Origin of the sequence: Kitasatospora fiedleri (assembly GCF_948472415.1) — a bacterium.
GTDB classification, from domain to species: domain Bacteria; phylum Actinomycetota; class Actinomycetes; order Streptomycetales; family Streptomycetaceae; genus Kitasatospora; species Kitasatospora fiedleri.
The window spans coordinates 5,779,373-5,799,095 of sequence record NZ_OX419519.1 but is presented as its reverse complement, the minus strand read 5'-3'; the positions used below and the strand labels follow the sequence as shown (position 1 = coordinate 5,799,095).

12 protein-coding genes, 3 rRNA genes and 1 pseudogene are annotated in these 19,723 nt (G+C 69.4%); 2 read left to right on the top strand and 14 right to left on the bottom strand.

The window, feature by feature from the left end; all coding sequences use genetic code 11:
* Positions 1-24 precede the first annotated feature (24 nt).
* The 5 genes from QMQ26_RS26385 to tyrS all read right to left on the bottom strand — a co-directional run bounded on the left by QMQ26_RS26385 (position 25) and on the right by tyrS (position 9,523).
* Entirely contained in the window at positions 25-909 is an 885-nt protein-coding gene (locus QMQ26_RS26385) for a tetratricopeptide repeat protein (RefSeq protein WP_100840117.1), read from the bottom strand.
* Between the two features lie 1,624 nt (positions 910-2,533).
* A 5S ribosomal RNA gene (gene rrf / locus QMQ26_RS26375) occupies positions 2,534-2,650 on the bottom strand.
* 136 nt (positions 2,651-2,786) lie between these two features.
* Positions 2,787-5,895 (bottom strand): 23S ribosomal RNA (locus QMQ26_RS26370).
* Between the two features lie 280 nt (positions 5,896-6,175).
* Positions 6,176-7,692, bottom strand: a 16S ribosomal RNA gene (locus QMQ26_RS26365).
* The 16S, 23S and 5S rRNA genes sit together here, the layout of an rRNA operon.
* A 565-nt stretch (positions 7,693-8,257) precedes the next feature.
* The gene (gene tyrS, locus QMQ26_RS26360; RefSeq protein ID WP_282202900.1) at positions 8,258-9,523 is read right to left on the bottom strand and encodes a tyrosine--tRNA ligase; all 1,266 of its coding nucleotides are present in this window, start codon (positions 9,521-9,523) and stop codon (positions 8,258-8,260) included.
* 216 nt (positions 9,524-9,739) lie between these two features.
* On the opposite strand from tyrS, the pseudogene QMQ26_RS26355 reads away from it, so the two are divergent.
* Positions 9,740-10,299 (top strand): annotated as a pseudogene (locus QMQ26_RS26355) (HNH endonuclease).
* An 89-nt stretch (positions 10,300-10,388) separates the two neighbouring features.
* Here QMQ26_RS26355 and QMQ26_RS26350 read toward each other — a convergent pair.
* The 6 genes from QMQ26_RS26350 to QMQ26_RS26325 form a co-directional block, all read right to left on the bottom strand.
* Entirely contained in the window at positions 10,389-12,335 is a 1,947-nt protein-coding gene (locus QMQ26_RS26350; RefSeq protein WP_282202899.1) for an outer membrane protein assembly factor BamB family protein, read from the bottom strand.
* Between the two features lie 144 nt (positions 12,336-12,479).
* Positions 12,480-12,776 (bottom strand): 4a-hydroxytetrahydrobiopterin dehydratase, encoded by a 297-nt coding sequence (locus tag QMQ26_RS26345; RefSeq protein WP_100840122.1) that lies wholly within the window; start codon positions 12,774-12,776, stop codon positions 12,480-12,482.
* A gap of 141 nt (positions 12,777-12,917) precedes the next feature.
* Positions 12,918-13,685 carry a sulfite exporter TauE/SafE family protein gene (locus tag QMQ26_RS26340; protein ID WP_100840123.1) on the bottom strand — a complete coding sequence of 256 codons (768 nt, stop codon included), beginning with the start codon at positions 13,683-13,685 and terminating at the stop codon, positions 12,918-12,920.
* 212 nt (positions 13,686-13,897) lie between these two features.
* Positions 13,898-14,923 (bottom strand): SPFH domain-containing protein, encoded by a 1,026-nt coding sequence (locus QMQ26_RS26335; RefSeq protein ID WP_100840124.1) that lies wholly within the window; start codon positions 14,921-14,923, stop codon positions 13,898-13,900.
* 11 nt (positions 14,924-14,934) lie between these two features.
* Positions 14,935-15,369 (bottom strand): NfeD family protein, encoded by a 435-nt coding sequence (locus QMQ26_RS26330; RefSeq protein WP_282202898.1) that lies wholly within the window; start codon positions 15,367-15,369, stop codon positions 14,935-14,937.
* Positions 15,370-15,555: 186 nt separating this feature from the next.
* Complete coding sequence (locus tag QMQ26_RS26325) at positions 15,556-16,347, bottom strand: ABC transporter ATP-binding protein (RefSeq protein ID WP_100840126.1); 792 nt, start codon at positions 16,345-16,347, stop codon at positions 15,556-15,558.
* A gap of 132 nt (positions 16,348-16,479) precedes the next feature.
* On the opposite strand from QMQ26_RS26325, the gene QMQ26_RS26320 reads away from it, so the two are divergent.
* Positions 16,480-17,277 (top strand): hypothetical protein, encoded by a 798-nt coding sequence (locus tag QMQ26_RS26320; protein ID WP_100840127.1) that lies wholly within the window; start codon positions 16,480-16,482, stop codon positions 17,275-17,277.
* Between the two features lie 24 nt (positions 17,278-17,301).
* On the opposite strand, the gene QMQ26_RS26315 is transcribed toward QMQ26_RS26320, so the two are convergent.
* From QMQ26_RS26315 to QMQ26_RS26305, 3 genes are all read right to left on the bottom strand, one after another.
* Positions 17,302-17,946: a response regulator gene (locus QMQ26_RS26315; protein ID WP_100840128.1), complete on the bottom strand. Its 645-nt coding sequence runs from the start codon at positions 17,944-17,946 to the stop codon at positions 17,302-17,304.
* Positions 17,939-19,078 carry a GAF domain-containing sensor histidine kinase gene (locus QMQ26_RS26310; protein ID WP_282202897.1) on the bottom strand — a complete coding sequence of 380 codons (1,140 nt, stop codon included), beginning with the start codon at positions 19,076-19,078 and terminating at the stop codon, positions 17,939-17,941. The genes QMQ26_RS26315 and QMQ26_RS26310 overlap by 8 nt, the downstream gene beginning before the upstream one ends.
* Before the next feature lie 104 nt (positions 19,079-19,182).
* Positions 19,183-19,572 (bottom strand): nuclear transport factor 2 family protein, encoded by a 390-nt coding sequence (locus tag QMQ26_RS26305; RefSeq protein WP_111552816.1) that lies wholly within the window; start codon positions 19,570-19,572, stop codon positions 19,183-19,185.
* Positions 19,573-19,723: the final 151 nt, after the last annotated feature.

Here is a 19,723-nt window from a genome sequence, read left to right as displayed (position 1 = left end):
AACGGGGGCCTCTCCACACGCCGGTCAGCCCTGCTTCGGCTGCTCCTCGAACGAGTCCTCGTCGTAGTCCTCGTCGATCTCCTCGTCGTCCTCGTCGTAGAACTCCTCGACGTCCTCTTCGTCCTCGAAGATCATCCGGTCGTCGCCGACGTCGTCCTTGTCGATCTGACGGCGCGCCGGCTCCACGGCCTCCGCGCCCTCGTCCTCGACCTCGGCGTCCTCGTCCAGCGCGTCGGTGAACTCGATGCCGTCGATCTCCGCCAGCCGCTCGGCCGCGTTGGTCGACCCGTCCGTGTCCGCCTCCACGGCCTTCACGAACCACTCCCGGGCCTCGTCCGCCCGACCCGCCGCGATCAGCGCGTCCGCGTACCCGTAACGCAGCCGCGCCGTCCACGGGTGGATCGCCGAGGACGCCAGCTCCGGGCTCTGCAGCGTCACGACGGCCGCGTCGAACTGCTCCAGGTCCGCCCGGGCACCCGCCGCGACCAGCCGCATCTCGACCTGACCGGCCTTGTCCAGCTGCTTCACCTCGGGCTCACCGGCCATCGCCAGCGCCCGCTCCGGCCGGCCCAGACCGCGCTCGCAGTCCGCCATCACCGGCCACAGGTCGACCCGCCCGGTCATCCGCTTCGCCGCCCGGAACTCGGTCAGCGCCTCCGCGTACCGCTGCGTCATGTACGAGGCGAACCCGGCCGCCTCGCGCACGCTCGCCACCCGCGAAGCCAGCCGCAGCGCGACCCGCGAGTAGTTGTAGGCCTCCTCCGGCTCGCTGTCGAGCAGCCGCGCCACCATCACCAGGTTGCGCGCCACGTCCTCGGCCAGCGTCTTCGGCAGGCTCTTCAGGTCCTGCTTGACGTCCGCGTCGATCTCGAACCCGGTCACGTCGTCCGGGATCGGCAGCCGCTTCACCGGCTCCTGACGCCGCTCGTCGTACCCGCCCCGCTCGTCCCGCCCACCGCGGTACCCACCACGGTCGTCACGCCCGCCCCGGTACCCGCCCCGGTCGTCCCGACGCTCGTACCCGCCACTGCGCTGCGGACGGTCGTCACGACCACGGAAGCCGCCACGGTCGCCACCGCCCTGCGGACGGTCGTAGCCACCGCTGCGCTGGGGGCGGTCGTCCCGGCCGCGGAAGCCGCCACGGTCACCGCCACCGCTCTGCGGGCGGTCGTAACCGCCGCTGCGCTGGGGACGGTCGTCGCGGTCACGCCCGTACGAGGGGCGGTCCTCACGCGGACGGAACCCACCCCGGTCGCCACCGCTCTGCGGACGGTCGTAGCCGCCACTGCGCTGCGGACGGTCCTCGCGACCACGGAAGCCGCCACGGTCACCACCGCCCTGCGGACGGTCGTCCCGACGCTCGTAGCCACCACTGCGCTGCGGGCGGTCGTCGAACGAACGCTCCTCACGCGGCCGGAACCCGCCACCCTGGGGACGGTCGTAGCCGCCGCTGCGCTGGGGACGGTCGTCCCGGCCTCGGAAGCCGCCACCGCTCTGCGGGCGGTCGTAACCGCCACTGCGCTGCGGACGGTCGTCGCGGTCACGCCCGTACGAGGGGCGGTCCTCACGCGGACGGAACCCACCACGGTCGCCACCGCCCTGCGGACGGTCGTCACGACCCCGGTAGCCACCGCCCTGGGGACGGTCGTACCCGCCACTGCGCTGGGGACGGTCGTCCCGGCCGCGGAAGCCGCCGCGGTCGCCGCCACCGCTCTGCGGACGGTCATAGCCGCCACTGCGCTGCGGACGGTCGTCGCGGTCACGCCCGTACGAGGGGCGGTCCTCACGCGGACGGAACCCACCACGGTCGCCACCGCCCTGCGGACGGTCGTCACGACCCCGGTAGCCACCGCCCTGGGGACGGTCGTCCCGGCCACGGAACCCTCCGCGGTCGCCGCCACCGCTCTGCGGGCGGTCGTCACGGGAGCGGTAACCGCCACCGCCGGCGCCGCCACCGCCGCCGTACGAAGGCCGGTCGTCACGACCCCGGTAGCCACCGCCGGCGCCACCGCCCTGCGGACGGTCGTCACGGGAGCGGTAACCGCCACCGCCGGCGCCGCCACCGCCGCCGTACGAAGGCCGGTCGTCACGCGAGCGGAAGCCACCGCCGGCGCCACCGCGGTCACCGCGGTCGTCACGACCCCGGTAGCCGCCGCTTTCGCCACGGTCGTCACGACGCGGGCCGCGGTCGTTCGACCAACCGCCTCGCGACCTGGGCTCGTACCCCCGGCCGCCGTCGTTACGGCGCTCGGGCCGGTCCTGGGGCGGGTTCGACATGCTGGTGACTCCTGTCTGCACACTGCGAGTTCGAGAGGCGCCACTGCCGATCCACCGACACCAGCGCGAGATCCGGACGCCCTCCGCACCCCACCAGGGTCCGGAACGTCCGCCTTGTCCATTGTCCGGCATCCGGCGGAACACCGCGTCCGGGTGCCCGACCACCGTCCACCGGCCGTCCACGTGTCCGGCCGAGGCCCAACAAAAAAGGCCGAGGCCCCAGCGAATCGCTGGGGCCTCGGCCTATTGAAGAATTGTTCGGCGGCGTCCTACTCTCCCACAGGGTCCCCCCTGCAGTACCATCGGCGCTGTGAGGCTTAGCTTCCGGGTTCGAAATGTAACCGGGCGTTTCCCTCACGCTATGACCACCGAAACCCTATCGGGTATTCAGCGAACACACTTTTCAGTTGAAAAATGGTGTTGCTTCTTGTGGCAGAGCCGAAAGAATCGACTCCCTGCCGACGATAGCTGTTCGCTACCCGGGAACCACACAGTGAACGCGAGCGTCTGAGGACAAGCCCTCGGCCTATTAGTACCGGTCAACTCCACCCCTCACAGGGCTTCCATATCCGGCCTATCAACCCAGTCGTCTACTGGGAGCCTTACCCTCTCAAGGAGGTGGGAGTGCTCATCTCGAAGCAGGCTTCCCGCTTAGATGCTTTCAGCGGTTATCCCTCCCGAACGTAGCCAACCAGCCATGCCCTTGGCAGGACAACTGGCACACCAGAGGTTCGTCCGTCCCGGTCCTCTCGTACTAGGGACAGCCCTTCTCAACACTCCTACGCGCACAGCGGATAGGGACCGAACTGTCTCACGACGTTCTAAACCCAGCTCGCGTACCGCTTTAATGGGCGAACAGCCCAACCCTTGGGACCTACTCCAGCCCCAGGATGCGACGAGCCGACATCGAGGTGCCAAACCATCCCGTCGATATGGACTCTTGGGGAAGATCAGCCTGTTATCCCCGGGGTACCTTTTATCCGTTGAGCGACGGCGCTTCCACAAGCCACCGCCGGATCACTAGTCCCTACTTTCGTACCTGCTCGACCCGTCAGTCTCACAGTCAAGCTCCCTTGTGCACTTACACTCAACACCTGATTGCCAACCAGGCTGAGGGAACCTTTGGGCGCCTCCGTTACCCTTTAGGAGGCAACCGCCCCAGTTAAACTACCCACCAGACACTGTCCCTGATCCGGATCACGGACCCAGGTTAGACATCCAGCACGACCAGAGTGGTATTTCAACGGCGACTCCACCCGAACTGGCGTCCGAGTTTCACAGTCTCCCACCTATCCTACACAAGCCGAACCGAACACCAATATCAAGCTATAGTAAAGGTCCCGGGGTCTTTCCGTCCTGCTGCGCGAAACGAGCATCTTTACTCGTAATGCAATTTCACCGGGCCTGTGGTTGAGACAGTCGAGAAGTCGTTACGCCATTCGTGCAGGTCGGAACTTACCCGACAAGGAATTTCGCTACCTTAGGATGGTTATAGTTACCACCGCCGTTTACTGGCGCTTAAGTTCTCAGCTTCGCCCGACCGAAATCGGACTAACCGGTCCCCTTAACGTTCCAGCACCGGGCAGGCGTCAGTCCGTATACATCGCCTTACGGCTTCGCACGGACCTGTGTTTTTAGTAAACAGTCGCTTCTCGCTGGTCTCTGCGGCCACCACCAGCTCAGGGAGCACGTCCCGTCACCAGCAATGGCCCCCCTTCTCCCGAAGTTACGGGGGCATTTTGCCGAGTTCCTTAACCACAGTTCACCCGAACGCCTCGGTATTCTCTACCAGACCACCTGAGTCGGTTTAGGGTACGGGCCGCCATGAAACTCGCTAGAGGCTTTTCTCGACAGCATAGGATCATCCACTTCACCACAATCGGCTCGGCATCAGGTCTCAGACGCATGTTGCGCGGATTTGCCTACGCAACGTCCTACACCCTTACCCCGGGACAACCACCGCCCGGGCTGGACTACCTTCCTGCGTCACCCCATCGCTCACCTACTACCCCGTTGGGTCACCGGCTCCACCACGTCCCTTTGTCCGAAGACTCCGGGCCGGCTTCACGGGCTTAGCATCAAGAGGTTCGACGTTGGCGCTTCAAAGCGGGTACGGGAATATCAACCCGTTGTCCATCGACTACGCCTGTCGGCCTCGCCTTAGGTCCCGACTTACCCTGGGCAGATCAGCTTGACCCAGGAACCCTTGGTCAATCGGCGCAAGAGTTTCCCACTCTTGTATCGCTACTCATGCCTGCATTCTCACTCGTGAACCGTCCACAACTCGATTCCTCGGCTGCTTCACCCGGCACACGACGCTCCCCTACCCATCACAGCCTCCGTTGGGAGTATTGCTGCAATGACACGACTTCGGTGATGTGCTTGAGCCCCGCTACATTGTCGGCGCGGAATCACTTGACCAGTGAGCTATTACGCACTCTTTCAAGGGTGGCTGCTTCTAAGCCAACCTCCTGGTTGTCTCTGCGACTCCACATCCTTTCCCACTTAGCACACGCTTAGGGACCTTAGTCGGTGTTCTGGGCTGTTTCCCTCTCGACCATGGAGCTTATCCCCCACAGTCTCACTGCCGCGCTCTCACTTACCGGCATTCGGAGTTTGGCTAAGGTCAGTAACCCGGTAAGGCCCATCGCCTATCCAGTGCTCTACCTCCGGCAAGAAACACGCGACGCTGCACCTAAATGCATTTCGGGGAGAACCAGCTATCACGGAGTTTGATTGGCCTTTCACCCCTAACCACAGGTCATCCCCCAGGTTTTCAACCCTGGTGGGTTCGGTCCTCCACACGGTCTTACCCGCGCTTCAACCTGCCCATGGCTAGATCACTCCGCTTCGGGTCTTGGGCATGCAACTATGGGCGCCCTATTCGGACTCGCTTTCGCTACGGCTACCCCACACGGGTTAACCTCGCTACACACCGCAAACTCGCAGGCTCATTCTTCAAAAGGCACGCAGTCACAGCCCCAAAAGGACTGCCCCCACGGCTTGTAGGCACACGGTTTCAGGTACTATTTCACTCCGCTCCCGCGGTACTTTTCACCATTCCCTCACGGTACTATCCGCTATCGGTCACCAGGGAATATTTAGGCTTAGCGGGTGGTCCCGCCAGATTCACACGGGATTTCTCGGGCCCCGTGCTACTTGGGAGAAGCTCAAGCGAGCCGTACAGATTTCGTCTACGGGGGTCTTACCCTCTACGCCGGACCTTTCGCATGTCCTTCGACTACCCATACGGTTTCTGACTCGCCCAGCCGCCGGCAGACGACTGAAGAACTTTCCCACAACCCCGCTCTGGCAACCCCTGCCGGGTCTCACACCACAACGGTTTGGCCTCATCCGGTTTCGCTCGCCACTACTCCCGGAATCACGGTTGTTTTCTCTTCCTGCGGGTACTGAGATGTTTCACTTCCCCGCGTTCCCTCCACATACCCTATGTGTTCAGGTATGGGTGACAGCCCATGACGACTGCCGGGTTTCCCCATTCGGACACCCCCGGATCAAAGCTCGGTTGACAGCTCCCCGGGGCCTATCGCGGCCTCCCACGTCCTTCATCGGTTCCTGGTGCCAAGGCATCCACCGTGCGCCCTTAAAAACTTGGCCACAGATGCTCGCGTCCACTGTGCAGTTCTCAAACAACGACCAGACACCCACACCAGACCACCCTCACAGGTGGCCTCGCCTGAGGCCGGCATCCATGAGACAACGGCAAGCCGTTCCCTCAGGACCCAACAACGTGCCCGACACACCCGCTCCAGGAGCCGCGTTCCACACCCCGGAGGGCAGTACTGGCGGTCCATCACCGTGTGTGCCGAATAGTCAACGTTCCACCCATGAGCAACCGTGCGAGACATGCGCTCGCAAGCGGCTATGTGCTCCTTAGAAAGGAGGTGATCCAGCCGCACCTTCCGGTACGGCTACCTTGTTACGACTTCGTCCCAATCGCTGGTCCCACCTTCGACGGCTCCTCCCCTGACGGGTTAGGCCACCGGCTTCGGGTGTTACCGACTTTCGTGACGTGACGGGCGGTGTGTACAAGGCCCGGGAACGTATTCACCGCAGCATGCTGATCTGCGATTACTAGCAACTCCAACTTCATGGGGTCGAGTTGCAGACCCCAATCCGAACTGAGACCGGCTTTTTGGGATTCGCTCCGCCTCGCGGCATCGCAGCCCTTTGTACCGGCCATTGTAGCACGTGTGCAGCCCAAGACATAAGGGGCATGATGATTTGACGTCGTCCCCACCTTCCTCCGAGTTGACCCCGGCAGTCTCCTGTGAGTCCCCGACATTACTCGCTGGCAACACAGAACAAGGGTTGCGCTCGTTGCGGGACTTAACCCAACATCTCACGACACGAGCTGACGACAACCATGCACCACCTGTACACCGACCACAAGGGGGCTGATATCTCTACCAGTTTCCGGCGTATGTCAAGCCTTGGTAAGGTTCTTCGCGTTGCGTCGAATTAAGCCACATGCTCCGCTGCTTGTGCGGGCCCCCGTCAATTCCTTTGAGTTTTAGCCTTGCGGCCGTACTCCCCAGGCGGGGAACTTAATGCGTTAGCTGCGGCACCGACGACGTGGAATGTCGCCAACACCTAGTTCCCAACGTTTACGGCGTGGACTACCAGGGTATCTAATCCTGTTCGCTCCCCACGCTTTCGCTCCTCAGCGTCAGTAATGGCCCAGAGATCCGCCTTCGCCACCGGTGTTCCTCCTGATATCTGCGCATTTCACCGCTACACCAGGAATTCCGATCTCCCCTACCACACTCCAGCCTGCCCGTATCGTATGCAGACCCGGGGTTAAGCCCCGGGCTTTCACATCCGACGCGACAGGCCGCCTACGAGCTCTTTACGCCCAATAATTCCGGACAACGCTCGCACCCTACGTATTACCGCGGCTGCTGGCACGTAGTTAGCCGGTGCTTCTTCTGCAGGTACCGTCACTTGCGCTTCTTCCCTGCTGAAAGAGGTTTACAACCCGAAGGCCGTCATCCCTCACGCGGCGTCGCTGCATCAGGCTTCCGCCCATTGTGCAATATTCCCCACTGCTGCCTCCCGTAGGAGTCTGGGCCGTGTCTCAGTCCCAGTGTGGCCGGTCGCCCTCTCAGGCCGGCTACCCGTCGTCGCCTTGGTAGGCCATTACCCCACCAACAAGCTGATAGGCCGCGGGATCATCCTGAACCGCCGGAGCTTTCCACCAACCCCCATGCAGGAGAAGGTCGTATCCGGTATTAGACCTCGTTTCCAAGGCTTGTCCCAGAGTTCAGGGCAGATTCCCCACGTGTTACTCACCCGTTCGCCACTGATCCACCCCGAAGGGCTTCACCGTTCGACTTGCATGTGTTAAGCACGCCGCCAGCGTTCGTCCTGAGCCAGGATCAAACTCTCCGTGAATGCTTCCACGAAAGAGCGGCACGGCAACCACCGGAATAGGGCGGCCCCGCGCACTGCGTCCTCGCTAATATTTTACTTCAAAAGGAATCTCCAACCCCGAACAGAGTCGAGGCCGGGGATGTCAACATATCTGGCGTTGACTTTTGGCACGCTGTTGAGTTCTCAAGGAACGGACGCTTCCTTCGACCGGCCTTCCGACCGTATCTCCGGGCGCTTCGTTCTTTCGTGTTCCCAGCTTATCAGACGTTTTCCGCTCCGTTTTCCGGAGTTTCATTCGACCCGATTCGCTTTTGCCTTTCGGCACTCCCGAACTCTACCAGAGTTATTCGGTCCGCTTTTCCATCCGGAATTCGAATGGACGCGCGACGAATCGCTCATCAGGGTTTGGGGGTTCCGCCTACCGGTCCCAGCCGGTTCAGGCGACTCGGACTACGTTAGGTCACCAGGACGGGCGAGTCAAACACGACGGGGCCGGATCTGGCTGTATCCGGCCCCTGTGCGCGGTCTCCGCAGGTCAACTGCGGTCTGATTCAAGCCGTCTGTCGACGGTCGGCGAGCGGACGACTCACGCGCCGGCGAGTTCGACGGCGGCGAGGTTGCGCTTGCCGCGGCGCAGGACGAGCCAGCGGCCGTGCAGGAGGTCGTCGGTGGTGGCGACGGCTTCCTCGTCGGTGACCTTGGCGTTGTTGAGGTAGGCGCCGCCCTCCTTGATGGTGCGGCGGGCGCCGGAGCGGCTGGGGGCCAGGCCGGATTCGACCAGCAGGTCGACGAGCTGGCCGAGTTCGGCGACCATCGCCTTCGGGACCTCGGCGAGGGCCGCGGCAAGGGTGGCGGGTTCGAGGTCGGCGAGGTCGCCTTGGCCGAAGAGGGCCTTGGAGGCGGCGACGGCGCGCTCGTACTGCTCGGCGCCGTGGACGAGGGTGGTGAGTTCCTCGGCGAGGGCGCGCTGGGCGAGGCGGGCGGCGGGGCGTTCGGCGGTGTCGCGTTCGAGCTGCTCGATCTCCTCGTGGCTGCGGAAGGAGAAGATCCGCAGGAACTTGGGGATGTCGCGGTCGTCGGCGTTCAGCCAGAACTGGTAGAAGGCGTAGGGGGTGGTGAGTTCGGGGTCGAGCCAGACGGTGCCGGACTCGGTCTTGCCGAACTTGGTGCCGTCGGCCTTGGTGATCAGCGGGGTGGCGAGGGCGTGCACGGAGCGGCCCTCGGCCTTGCGGATCAGGTCGCTGCCGGCGGTGAGGTTGCCCCACTGGTCGCTGCCGCCGGTCTGCAGGGTGCAGTCGTAGCGGCGGTTCAGCTCCAGGAAGTCCATGCCCTGGAGGATCTGGTAGCTGAACTCGGTGTAGCTGATGCCCGCGTCGGAGTTGAGGCGGCGGGCCACCGCCTCCTTGGCGATCATGTTGTTGACGCGGAAGTACTTGCCGACGTCGCGCAGCAGCGAGATGGCCGACATGCCGGACGTCCAGTCCAGGTTGTTGACCATGCGGGCGGCGTACTCGCCCTCGAAGTCGAGGAAGCGGGCCACCTGGCCGCGCAGGCGCTCGACCCAGCCGGCCACCGTCTCGGGGTCGTTGAGGACGCGCTCGGCGGTGGGCTTGGGGTCGCCGATCAGGCCGGTCGCGCCGCCGACCAGGCCGAGCGGAAGGTTCCCGGCCTGCTGGATGCGGCGCATGGTGAGGATCTGGACCAGGTTGCCGAGGTGCAGGCTGGGGGCGGTCGGGTCGAAGCCGCAATAGAACGTGACCGGGCCGTCCGCGAACGCCTTGCGCAGTGCGTCCTCGTCAGTGGACAGGGCGATCAGCCCGCGCCACTGCAGCTCGTCGACGATGTCGGTCACGGTCCCGCGTCTCCTTCGGTCGGGTGCCCGGCGCGGTGGGCCCGGTGGGCGGCGCGCCTGGACGGTTCCAGCGGGGTAGAGCCTACGCGCTCGGGGTCCGGGGGTTTCGGCGCAGGTCGGTGGGCGGGGGCGGAAATTCCGTTGTTCGGGGGGAGGCGGGCGTTCACAGTGGTGCCACCGCCGTGCGGCGGGGGCGAGCACTGGAGGTGGCCCGTTATGCGCAACACCCTTGTCCTGAACGCGAGCTACGAACCGTTGAGCACGGTGCCGCTGCGCCGTGCCGTCGTGCTGGTCCTGCAGGACAAGGCAGTGGTCGAGCAGGCGCATCCGCTGCGGGTGGTGCGCGGTTCGGGGGTGCAGCTGCCGGTGCCGCGGGTGATCAGGCTGACCAGGTACGTGCGGGTGCCGTTCCGACAACGGGCTCCGTGGTCGCGGCGGGGGGTGCTGGCGCGGGACCAGTTCCTGTGCGCGTACTGCGGGCGGCGGGCAGCACGGTGGACCACCTGGCGCCCAAGTCGCGCGGTGGGGCCGATAGTTGGCTGAACACCGTGGCGGCCTGCGCGGAGTGCAACCAGCGCAAGGCGGACCGGACGCCGGAGCAGGCGGGGATGCGGTTGCTGCGACGGCCGTTCGAGCCGACGCCGGAGGCGACGTTGATGCTCGCGCTCGGGTTGCGGGCGGGTGAGCTGGGGGAGCTGGCCGCCTGGCTGCCGGGGGGCCGGAGCTCAGCGGCGACCGTACCGGCGGTGGCCGCACCGGTGACGGCGAGCGCGTGAGAGGCCGACGGGCCCGACCTGATCAGGGGACAGGTCGGGCCCGTCGTCGTGCTGCGGGCCACGGCTGAGCGGGGCGAGGTGGGGCGGGGTCAGCCCTTGCTGGTGAAGGCGGTGACCGCACTGTAGTTGGAGGCGTGCTCGGGGACGGCCACCAGGTGCCCGGTGGAGGTGCGCACCCGGCCGGCCGTGAGCAGCGAGCCGGTGCCCTGGGGGAAGGCGCCGCCCTGGGTCTCCTGGCCGCCGGAGAGCGCGAAGCGGCTGAGGTGGGCGGGCTGGTCGCCGTGCTCGTCGGCGGCGACCACCAGGCCGCCGGCGTCGACCCCGATCGGGCGGGCCTTGCTCTTCTCGGCGACGGGGGTGCGCCACTGCGGCTTGCCGGTGGTGAGGTCGTAGGCGGTGATCGCGGTGGGGTTGCCGCCGCTCTCGGGGACGACCGCGGCGAACATCGTGCTGCCCTGGAAGTACACGCCGGGGACGGGGTCGAAGCCGCCGCGGCCGACGTCCAGCCGGCCGCCGCCCTCGACGGCGAGCGGGATCTCGGCGGCCGGGTCGCCCTCGGCGCCCCAGGCGAACACCCGCTCGTCCTCGGGCTTCTCGCCGGTGGTGAGCACCACGGCGGGTTCGGCGGAGAGCACGGTGACGGTGGTGGGCTGGTTGTTCAGGCCGCGCCAGAACCTGACCTTGCCGTCGGAGACGTTGAGCGCGACGGCCTGGTCGGCGGGCGTGGAGTCGGCGCAGCGGCTGTGCAGCACCACGACGGAGGCGCCGGCGTTGCCGGAGAGCGTGCAGAACTTGCCCTGGCCGGTGTACTGCCAGGCTTCGGCGCCGTCGGCGGCGGCCCAGGCGGCGGCCTTGTCCTCGCCGACCGCGATCACCTTGTCGTCGGTGACGGCGACGTGGGTGGTGTAGCCGTCCTTGGCGTCGGAGAGCGTCTTCGTCCAGACCGCCTGGCCGGACTTGGTGTCGACGGCGGCGACGGTGCTGCACGGGCTCTTCGGGTCGGCGGCGGGGCGGTAGACGACCGCGCCGAGGCCGGAGCCGTTGACGGCCGGGGACAGGCCGCAGGGGACGGCGCCGTCGGCGGGGGCCTTGAGCTCCCAGGCGGGCTTGCCGTCGGCGAGGGCGTAGGCGTGCACGCCCGTCCCGTCGGCGCGGACCACGGTGTCGGCCAGCAGCCAGCTGCCGGCCAGGGTGTCGTCGGCGCCCTGGGTGCCGGCGGCGGCCTGGGCGGCGGCCACCGTCCAGGCCTTGGTGTGGGCGACGGCGATGTTCTGCGAGGCGCCCTGGGCGGTCTTGGCGGCGGGCGTCCCGGCGTCGTCGTCGGAGGTCGCGAGCACGCCCGCGGTGATCAGCACGGCCAGGGCGGCGACGCCCGCGCCGACCCGGATCGCCAGGCCGCGGCGGGTGGGCGCGCCCTCGCCGGAGAGCACCGCGGCCCGGGCCCGGGCGGCGAGGCCGGTGGCGGCGGGCCGCTCCCGGCCGGGGGTCGCCGCGCCGGAGCGGCCGGTGGTGGCGGGGACGCCGTCGCCACCGGGGGCGAACGGGTCCTCGGCGCTGGTCTGCGGGTAGTCGGAGGCGGGGGCCGGGCCGGACGCGGGGGCGGCCCCGGCGGCGGGCTGCTGCCCGTACGGTGCGGCCTGCGGCGGGTCGAACGGGCTCGGGCCGGGCTCGGCGGGCGCGTAGAGCTGCTGGGCGGACGGGTCCTGGTAGCCGGTCGGCTGCCCGGCGTAGGACGTCTGCTGCTCCGGGTAGCCGTAGCCGTGCTGCGGCTGGTCCTGGTAGGGCTGCTCCTGGTAGCCGTACGCCTGCTGCTGGCCCGGGTAGGGCTGCTGCCCGTAGGCGGACTGCTGGTCCGGGTAGCCGTAGCCCTGCTGCTGCGGGTCGGCGTAGGACGCCTGCTGCTCCGGGTGGCCGTAGGGCTGCGGCTGCTCGCCGTGGGGCTGCTGCCCGTACGCCTGCTGGTCCGGGTAGCCCTGCTGCTGGGGGTACCACGGTTGCTGGTCGTACCCGGGGGTCGTGGATGGTTCCTGAGCCATGCGTTCCGTCCGTCCCGACTGCGGTCTGGCAAGGGGCCAGCATCTCACGGCGCGGGGACGGGACTTGCCCGGGCTGCCGCCGGGGCCGACGGGGTCCGGGCGGGCCGGACGGGTAGCGGACGGGGGCGGCGGGGGCGGGTGGGGTCAGGCGGCGGCGTCGAGGGCGCGGTCGATCAGGTGGGCGAGTGTGATGTCGAGGCTGGTCAGGCCGTCCGCGCTGTGGGTGGTGAGCAGGAAGGTGAGGGTGCGCCAGCGGATGTCGATGTCGGGGTGGTGGTCGAGTGCCTCGGCCTGTTCGGCGACGGCGCCGACGACCCTGATCGCGGTGGGGAAGCTCGCGGTCTCGGCGGTGCGGGTGAGGGCCTCGCCGGTGCGGGTCCACTGCGGGAGGTCGGCGAGGGCGTTGGCGATCTGCTCCTCGCTGAGGCGGGTGCGGCTCATGGCGGTCTCCGTCCGGGCTGCGGCCGCGGGGCGGCCGTGACTCACCGCCGAGCCTACGTCGCCCGGGAAAGGCCCAGCCAGGCGGGCCGCGACGGGGGCGGGGAAGATCGGCGGGGAGGGTCGGCGGGAGGGCTGCGGGGTTCAGAAGAAGAGCAGTTTGGTGACGGCGGCGAGGCCGACCAGCACGATCAGGGTGCGCAGCGCGACCGGCGGCAGGCGGCGGCCGACCCTGGCGCCGAACGCGCCGCCGAGGGTGGCGCCGACGGCGACCAGCAGGGCGGCGGTCCAGTCGATGCTGGAGGCGAAGAGGAAGAAGACCGCGGCGACGCCGTTCACGAGCATGGCGAGGACGTTCTTGATGCCGTTGACGGTCTGGAGGTCGTCGGGGAGCAGCATGCCCATCAGGGCGAGCAGCAGGACGCCCTGGGCGGCGCCGAAGTAGCCGCCGTAGACGCCGGTGAGGCCGATGCAGAAGAGCAGCGGCCAGCCGCCGTCGGCGGTGGCGGCGGTGCCGGCGGCGGCGCGGCGGGCGGCCATCGCGCGGGCCACCCGGGGTTGCAGGACGACCAGGACCAGGGCGGTGAGGATGAGGACCGGGACGACGGCCTCGAAGGCGCTGCCGGGGAGGGTGATCAGCAGGGCGGCGCCGGTGAGTCCGCCGAGCAGCGAGGCGGTGCCGAAGCGGAGCAGGCGGTGGCGCTGGCCGGCGAGTTCGGCGCGGTAGCCGATCGCGCCGGCCAGTGAACCGGGCACCAGGCCGAGGGAGTTGGAGACGTTGGCGGTGACGGGAGGCAGGCCGACGGCGAGCAGGACGGGGAAGGTGATCAGGGTGCCGGAGCCGACGATGGTGTTGATGGTCCCGGCGGCGACACCGGCCAGCAGGACGGCGGTCATCTCCCACAGCGTCATCGGCTTCCCCCTCGTTGGCTGCTGTCGCGCCGGTCGATCATGCCGGAGCGGCGCGCGGCTTGGCCAGGGCGGTCCGCCATACGGAACGCACCCGGGAGGCACCCGGAACGCACCCGGAACGCACCCGGGACGCACCCGGGACGCACCCGGGACGCACCCGGGCCCCGGCCGACGCGGACGTCGGACGGGGCCCGGGCGGGGTGCGGTGCCGGTTACTCGTCGATCTTGGGGTACTCGCGGGTGGGCTCGACCCGGGGGCGGGCGGTCTTGTTCTCGGTGTCCACCGGGCGCGGGCCGGTGGCCGGGTCGACCGGGACGCGGGCGGCGGGCGGCGGGACGGCCGCCGCCGCGGGGGCGCCGCCGCCACCGGTGACGCCCTGGAAGGCGCCGCCGAGGCCCTTGAGCGCGTCGCCGACCTCGCTGGGGATGATCCACAGCTTGTTGGCGTCGCCCTTGGCGAGCTCGGGCAGGGTCTGCAGGTACTGGTAGGCGAGCAGCTTCTGGTCGGCGTCGCCCTCGTGGATGGCCTCGAAGACGGTGCGGATCGCGGCGGCCTCGCCGTCGGCCTTGAGGACGGCGGCCTGCGCCTCGCCCTCGGCCTGGAGCACGGCGGCCTGCTTCTCGCCCTCGGCGCGCAGGATCTGGGCCTGCCGGGCGCCTTCGGCGGTGAGGATCGCGGCGCGCTTGTCGCGGTCGGCGCGCATCTGCTTCTCCATCGAGTCCTGGATGGAGGTCGGCGGCTCGATCGCCTTCAGCTCGACCCGGTTGACCCGGATGCCCCAGCGGCCGGTGGCCTCGTCCAGCACGCCGCGCAGGCCGGCGTTGATGACCTCGCGGGAGGTCAGGGTGGACTCCAGGTCCATCGAGCCGATGATGTTGCGCAGGGTGGTGACGGTGAGCTGCTCGATGGCCTGGATGTAGCTGGCCACCTCGTAGGTCGCGGCCCGCGGGTCGGTCACCTGGTAGTAGATGACGGTGTCGATGTTGACGACCAGGTTGTCCGAGGTGATGACGGGCTGCGGCGGGAACGGGACGACCTGCTCGCGCAGGTCGATCCGGTTGCGGATGGTGTCGATGAACGGGACGACGATGTTCAGGCCGGCGCTGAGGGTACGGGTGTAGCGGCCGAAGCGCTCGACGATCGCCGCGCTGGCCTGCGGGATCACCTGGATCGTCTTGATCAGGGCGATGAAGGCCACCACGACCAGGACGATCAGGACGATGAGGACGGGTTCCAAGCGCTTCTCCCCTAGACGACCAGGGCGGTGGCGCCCTGGATTTCGACGACGTCGACCTGCTGCCCCGGCTCGAACACCGAGCCCGGGTGGAGCGCGCGGGCCGACCAGATCTCGCCGTTGAGCTTGATCCGTCCGCCCTCTCCCCCGTCGACTGTTTCCTGTACCACTGCGGTGGCGCCGGTCAGCGCCTCCACGCCCGTGCGGTAGGCCGGGCCCTTCTTGAGCTGGCGGTACGCGATCGGGCGGACGAACACCAGCAGCGCGGCCGAGACCGCGACGAACACCAGGAACTGCGGGACCACACCGCCGCCCAGACCGGCCGTCAGCGCGGCGGCGCTGGCGCCGACCGCGAACATCGCCAACTCGGGCATCGCGGTGACCACCAGCGGAATGCCCAGGGCGACGGCGAGCAGCAGCCACCAGATCCAGCTGTCCACGGGCTCCATCCTAGGGAAGTCGGGTCTCTCCCCGCGTAGCTTCCCGCAGGTGGGGCAGTGGAAACCGGCCGTGTGTACGACCGGTCCCCGTCGATCGGTTCGCGTCCGCCGGTCTCCGTCCCCCGGTCGCCGCTTGCCGGTCGCCGCCGTGCGTCCCGGCGGCGCGGTTCAGCCGAGCGGCAGGCCCCGCGCGGTTCAGCCGAGCGGCAGGCCCTGCGCGGTCCACCGGTCGCCGCGCTGCTCCAGGGTCAGCGGCAGGCCGAAGCAGTGCGAGAGGTTGCGGGCGGTGAGGGTGGTCCCGATCGGGCCGGCCGTCATCACCTTGCCCTGACGGATCATCAGCACGTGGGTCATGCCGGGGACGATCTCCTCGACGTGGTGGGTGACCATCACCATGGACGGCGCGTACTCGTCCCCGGCGAGCGCGGCGAGGCGGCGGATCAGGTCCTCCCGGCCGCCGAGGTCGAGGCCGGCGGCGGGCTCGTCGAGCAGCAGCAGCTCGGGGTCGGTCATCAGGGCGCGGGCGATCAGGGTGCGCTTGCGCTCGCCCTCGGAGAGGCTGCCGAACTTGCGGCCGACGAAGCCGGCCATGCCGAGCCGGTCGAGCAGCAGGAGGGCGCGCTGCTCGTCGGAGTCCTCGTAGGTCTCCTTGCCGTGCACGGTCTGCCCGTAGGCGGCGGTCAGCACCGTCTCCAGCACGGTCTGGCCGACCGGCAGCTTCTCGTACATCGCGGCGCTGGCCAGGCCGATCCGGGCCCGCTGCTCGAACACGTCGACCTGGTCGAGCTTCTCGCCGAGCACCACGGCCTCGCCGGAGCTGGGGAACAGGTAGGCGCCGGCGATCTGGAGCAGCGTGGTCTTGCCCGCGCCGTTCGGGCCGAGCACCACCCAGCGCTCGCCCTCCCGGACCGACCAGGACACGTGATCGACGAGCGCGCGCCCCTCCCGGACCACGGAAACGTCCACCAGCTCCAGCACGTCGCTCATGCCTACGCCTTCCCCAAATGCAAGAATCCGGCCGTCCGTGGGACCTGGGCGTGAGGTCCTCGGGGTGCGGTCCACCTGTGTCAAGCCAAACCTACGCCACCCGCCCGGCGCGCTTGTCCGTAGGCTGGTCGGATGCTCGCGACTCCTGCCGACAATCCGTACCAAGAACCCCGTTCGGGGCGGCTCACCGCCTGGGGCAACGCGCTGCTGACCGGCGCCTCCTCCCCCGACGACGCGGTCGCCGCCGTCCAGGGCGCGGACGATGCCCACCGGGTGACCGGCCTGCCCGGCGAGGCCCCGGACTCGCTGCACGGCCTGACCTGGGCGCTGGGGCGGCTGCGCTCGCTGGGCGCGCGGGGCCTGCGGCTGGCCCTCCCGGTGGCCGGGCACCCGCTCGGGCTGACCGGCCCGCCCGCGTTCAACGCGCTGGCGCTGGGCGCCGGCGAGGCCGTCCTGGCGGTCGGCGTCCCGTACGGTCTGGTGCCGGAGGTCGAGGTGTACGGGCCGGCCGGCGACCAGGGCGTGCGGGTGCTGTGGCAGTGCCTGCCGGTCGAGGACGCGCCGCCCGCCGACGTGCCCTCGCTGGACGAGGCCGAGCGCGAACTGGCCGACGGGCTGCGGGAGGCGACCGCCGCGCTGACCCGGCTGGACGTGGCGGGGGCCGGGCCGGAGACGCTGCGCGCCCTGGAGTCCTTCCGCCGGCAGGGCCACCGCGAGCTGCTGGCGCCCGGCTACCCGCCGCGCGCGGTGCGGGTGCTGCAGTCGGCCCGGCAGGTGTCCGCGCTGCTGCACATCGCGGCGGGCGGGCACGGGGCGGCGGTCTCCGCCTCCGAGATGGCCGCCCGGCGGGAGACCCTCGCCCCGCTGGACCGCACCGCCCGGCGGGCCCAGGTCGCGGCGCACAACGCGGCGGTGGACGAGCGGCACTGAACTCCCCGACCCCGTCTGCGGGCGTCAGCCCTGGTGGCGGACGGCCCAGAGGGCGGCCTGGGTGCGGTCGGCGACGTCCAGCTTCATCAGGATGTTCGACACGTGCGTCTTGACCGTCTTCTCCGACAGGTGCAGGGCGCGGGCGATCTCCCGGTTGGAGCGGCCGTCGGCGATGTGCGAGAGCACCTCGCGCTCCCGGTCGGTGAGGGTGCCGCCGCGGCCCTGCGGCGCGGCCGGGACGTCCTCGGCGAGCAGCGCGGCGGCCAGTTCGGGCTGGAGCAGGACGTGTCCGGCGTGCACCGAGCGGATCGCCCCGGCCAGCGCCTCCGGGTCGACGTCCTTGTACACGTAGCCCGCGGCGCCCGCGCGCAGCGCCGGGACCACGGTGCGGTGCTCGGTGAAGCTGGTGACGATCAGCACCCGGGCCGCGCTGCCGCGCTCGCGGAGCAGGCGCAGCGCCTCGATGCCGTCGACCTTGGGCATCTTGAGGTCCATCAGGACCACGTCGGGGGCGAGTTCGGCGGCCCGCTCGACGGCCTCGGCGCCGTCGGCGGCCTCGCCGACCACCTCGATGTCGTCCTGCACCTCCAGGAAGGTGCGCAGGCCGCGCCGGACCACCTGGTGGTCGTCCACCAGCAGCACGCGGATCGGTGACGCGGTGTCAGGCACCGGGGACCTCCAGTTCGACCAGGGTGCCCCGGCCCGGGGCGGACTCCAGGGACAGCCGGCCGCCGACCGCGGCGGCCCGGTCGCGCATCGACACCAGCCCGAGGTGCCGGCCGGCCCGGCGCACCGACTCGGGATCGAAGCCGCGGCCGTCGTCGCGGACGGTCAGCTTGACGCCGCGGTTCGGGGTGCCGGTGAGGGTGACCGTGACGGTGCCGGCCCGGGCGTGCCGCAGCGCGTTGTGCAGCGCCTCCTGGGCGACCCGCAGGACGGCCGCCTCCTGGGCGGCGGGCAGCGCGCGGACGCCGGTGGCGGTGAAGGCGACGGCGGCGCTGTGCGCCCGGTCCAGTACCTGGACCTGCGAGGCGAGGGTGGCCACCAGGCCGTCCTCCTCCAGCGCGGCGGGGCGCAGTTCGACGACCACGGCGCGCAGTTCGTCGGCGGCCTCGGCGGCGAGCCGGGCCACCTCGGCCAGGTGGTCGCGGGCCCGGGCCGGGTCCCGGTCGACCAGCTTGGCGGCGGCGCGGGCGGTCAGCCGCAGCGAGAACAGCTTCTGCGAGACGGCGTCGTGCAGGTCGTGGGCGATCCGGGCCCGCTCGCCGGACAGGGTCAGTTCGCGGCTGCGCTCGTAGAGCCGGGCGTTGCCGAGGGCGAGCGCGGCGTGCGCGACCAGGATGCGCAGCAGTTCCTCGTCGTGGTCGGTGAAGCCGCCGGGCTTGTTGGCCAGGAACAGGGCGCCGGCGATCTCGCCCTCGTCCATGATCGGCATCCCGAGGAAGTCGGTCATGTCCGGGTGGGCGTCCGGCCAGCCGCCGAACGCGGGCGCGGTGCGGACGTCCTGCAGCCGGGTGGGTTCGCGGTCGTGCAGCATCGAGGCCAGCACGCCGTGCTGGCGCGGCAGCGGGCCGATCGCCCGCCACTGCTCGTCGCTCACCCCGTCCACCACGAACTGGGCGAACCCGCCGTGGTCGTCCGGCAGCCCGAGCGCCGCGTACTCGGCCCCGAGCAGGGTGCGCGCGGAGGCGGTGATCCGCCGCAGCACCTCCCGGACCTCCAGCGGCCGGGACATCGCCAGCACCGCCGTGCTGACCGCCTCGATCGCCTGCAACGACGGGTCGCACCGGGGACTGTCCATGCCGCCCACGCTACCGCCGCGATCACGCCCCCACCTCGGGCCCCGGGCCTAGGCCGGAGGGCCCGGAGCGGGGCGGTGACCGCGGACGGCGCGGCGGGTCGGCGTCAGAACATGCCGTTGCCGTTGGCGGACCCGGTGGGGACGTCCTGGATGACGTCCCAGTGCTCGACGACCTTGCCGCCCTCCAGGCGGAAGTAGTCGGCGAGCGCGCGGCCGGGGTTGTCCGGGTTCCCGGGTTCGAGGTCGAGGTGGGCGTGGGTGGCGACCAGGTCGCCCTCGGCGATGACGCGCTTGATGTGCAGGCGCAGGTCGGGGTACTCGCCGCGGAGCCAGCGCACGAAGCCGACGAACGCCTCCGGGCCGTCCTGGGCGTCGGGGTTGTGCTGGACGTAGACGGGTCCGAAGTGGTCGGCGACGGCCTTCTCCGGGTCTCCGCCGAACGCGGTCGTGTAGTAGTCGACGACGACCCGCTTGTTCTCTTCGAGCTGCGACATGACGTACTTCCTCTCCAGGGGGGGCTCCCCGGGGACGACCGTCGCGGAAGCAGGGGGTTGCGCGGCACCGGGGAACCAGGATTTCTCGACTGGTCTGCCCTCGCGTCGTGGTGGCCGCCTGGGCGGGCGCGCCGACGCTGGTACCACTTTC

What these genes read in the sequence shown, in the direction of transcription:
- QMQ26_RS26330 (WP_282202898.1), bottom strand. Translation starts at nt 15,369, where the DNA reads ATGGAGCCCGTGGACAGCTGGATCTGGTGGCTGCTGCTCGCCGTCGCC.
- QMQ26_RS26340 (WP_100840123.1), bottom strand. Translation starts at nt 13,685, where the DNA reads ATGACGCTGTGGGAGATGACCGCCGTCCTGCTGGCCGGTGTCGCCGCC.
- QMQ26_RS26320 (WP_100840127.1), top strand. Translation starts at nt 16,480, where the DNA reads ATGCTCGCGACTCCTGCCGACAATCCGTACCAAGAACCCCGTTCGGGG.
- QMQ26_RS26310 (WP_282202897.1), bottom strand. Translation starts at nt 19,078, where the DNA reads ATGGACAGTCCCCGGTGCGACCCGTCGTTGCAGGCGATCGAGGCGGTC.
- QMQ26_RS26325 (WP_100840126.1), bottom strand. Translation starts at nt 16,347, where the DNA reads ATGAGCGACGTGCTGGAGCTGGTGGACGTTTCCGTGGTCCGGGAGGGG.
- QMQ26_RS26345 (WP_100840122.1), bottom strand. Translation starts at nt 12,776, where the DNA reads ATGAGCCGCACCCGCCTCAGCGAGGAGCAGATCGCCAACGCCCTCGCC.
- QMQ26_RS26350 (WP_282202899.1), bottom strand. Translation starts at nt 12,335, where the DNA reads ATGGCTCAGGAACCATCCACGACCCCCGGGTACGACCAGCAACCGTGG.
- QMQ26_RS26305 (WP_111552816.1), bottom strand. Translation starts at nt 19,572, where the DNA reads ATGTCGCAGCTCGAAGAGAACAAGCGGGTCGTCGTCGACTACTACACG.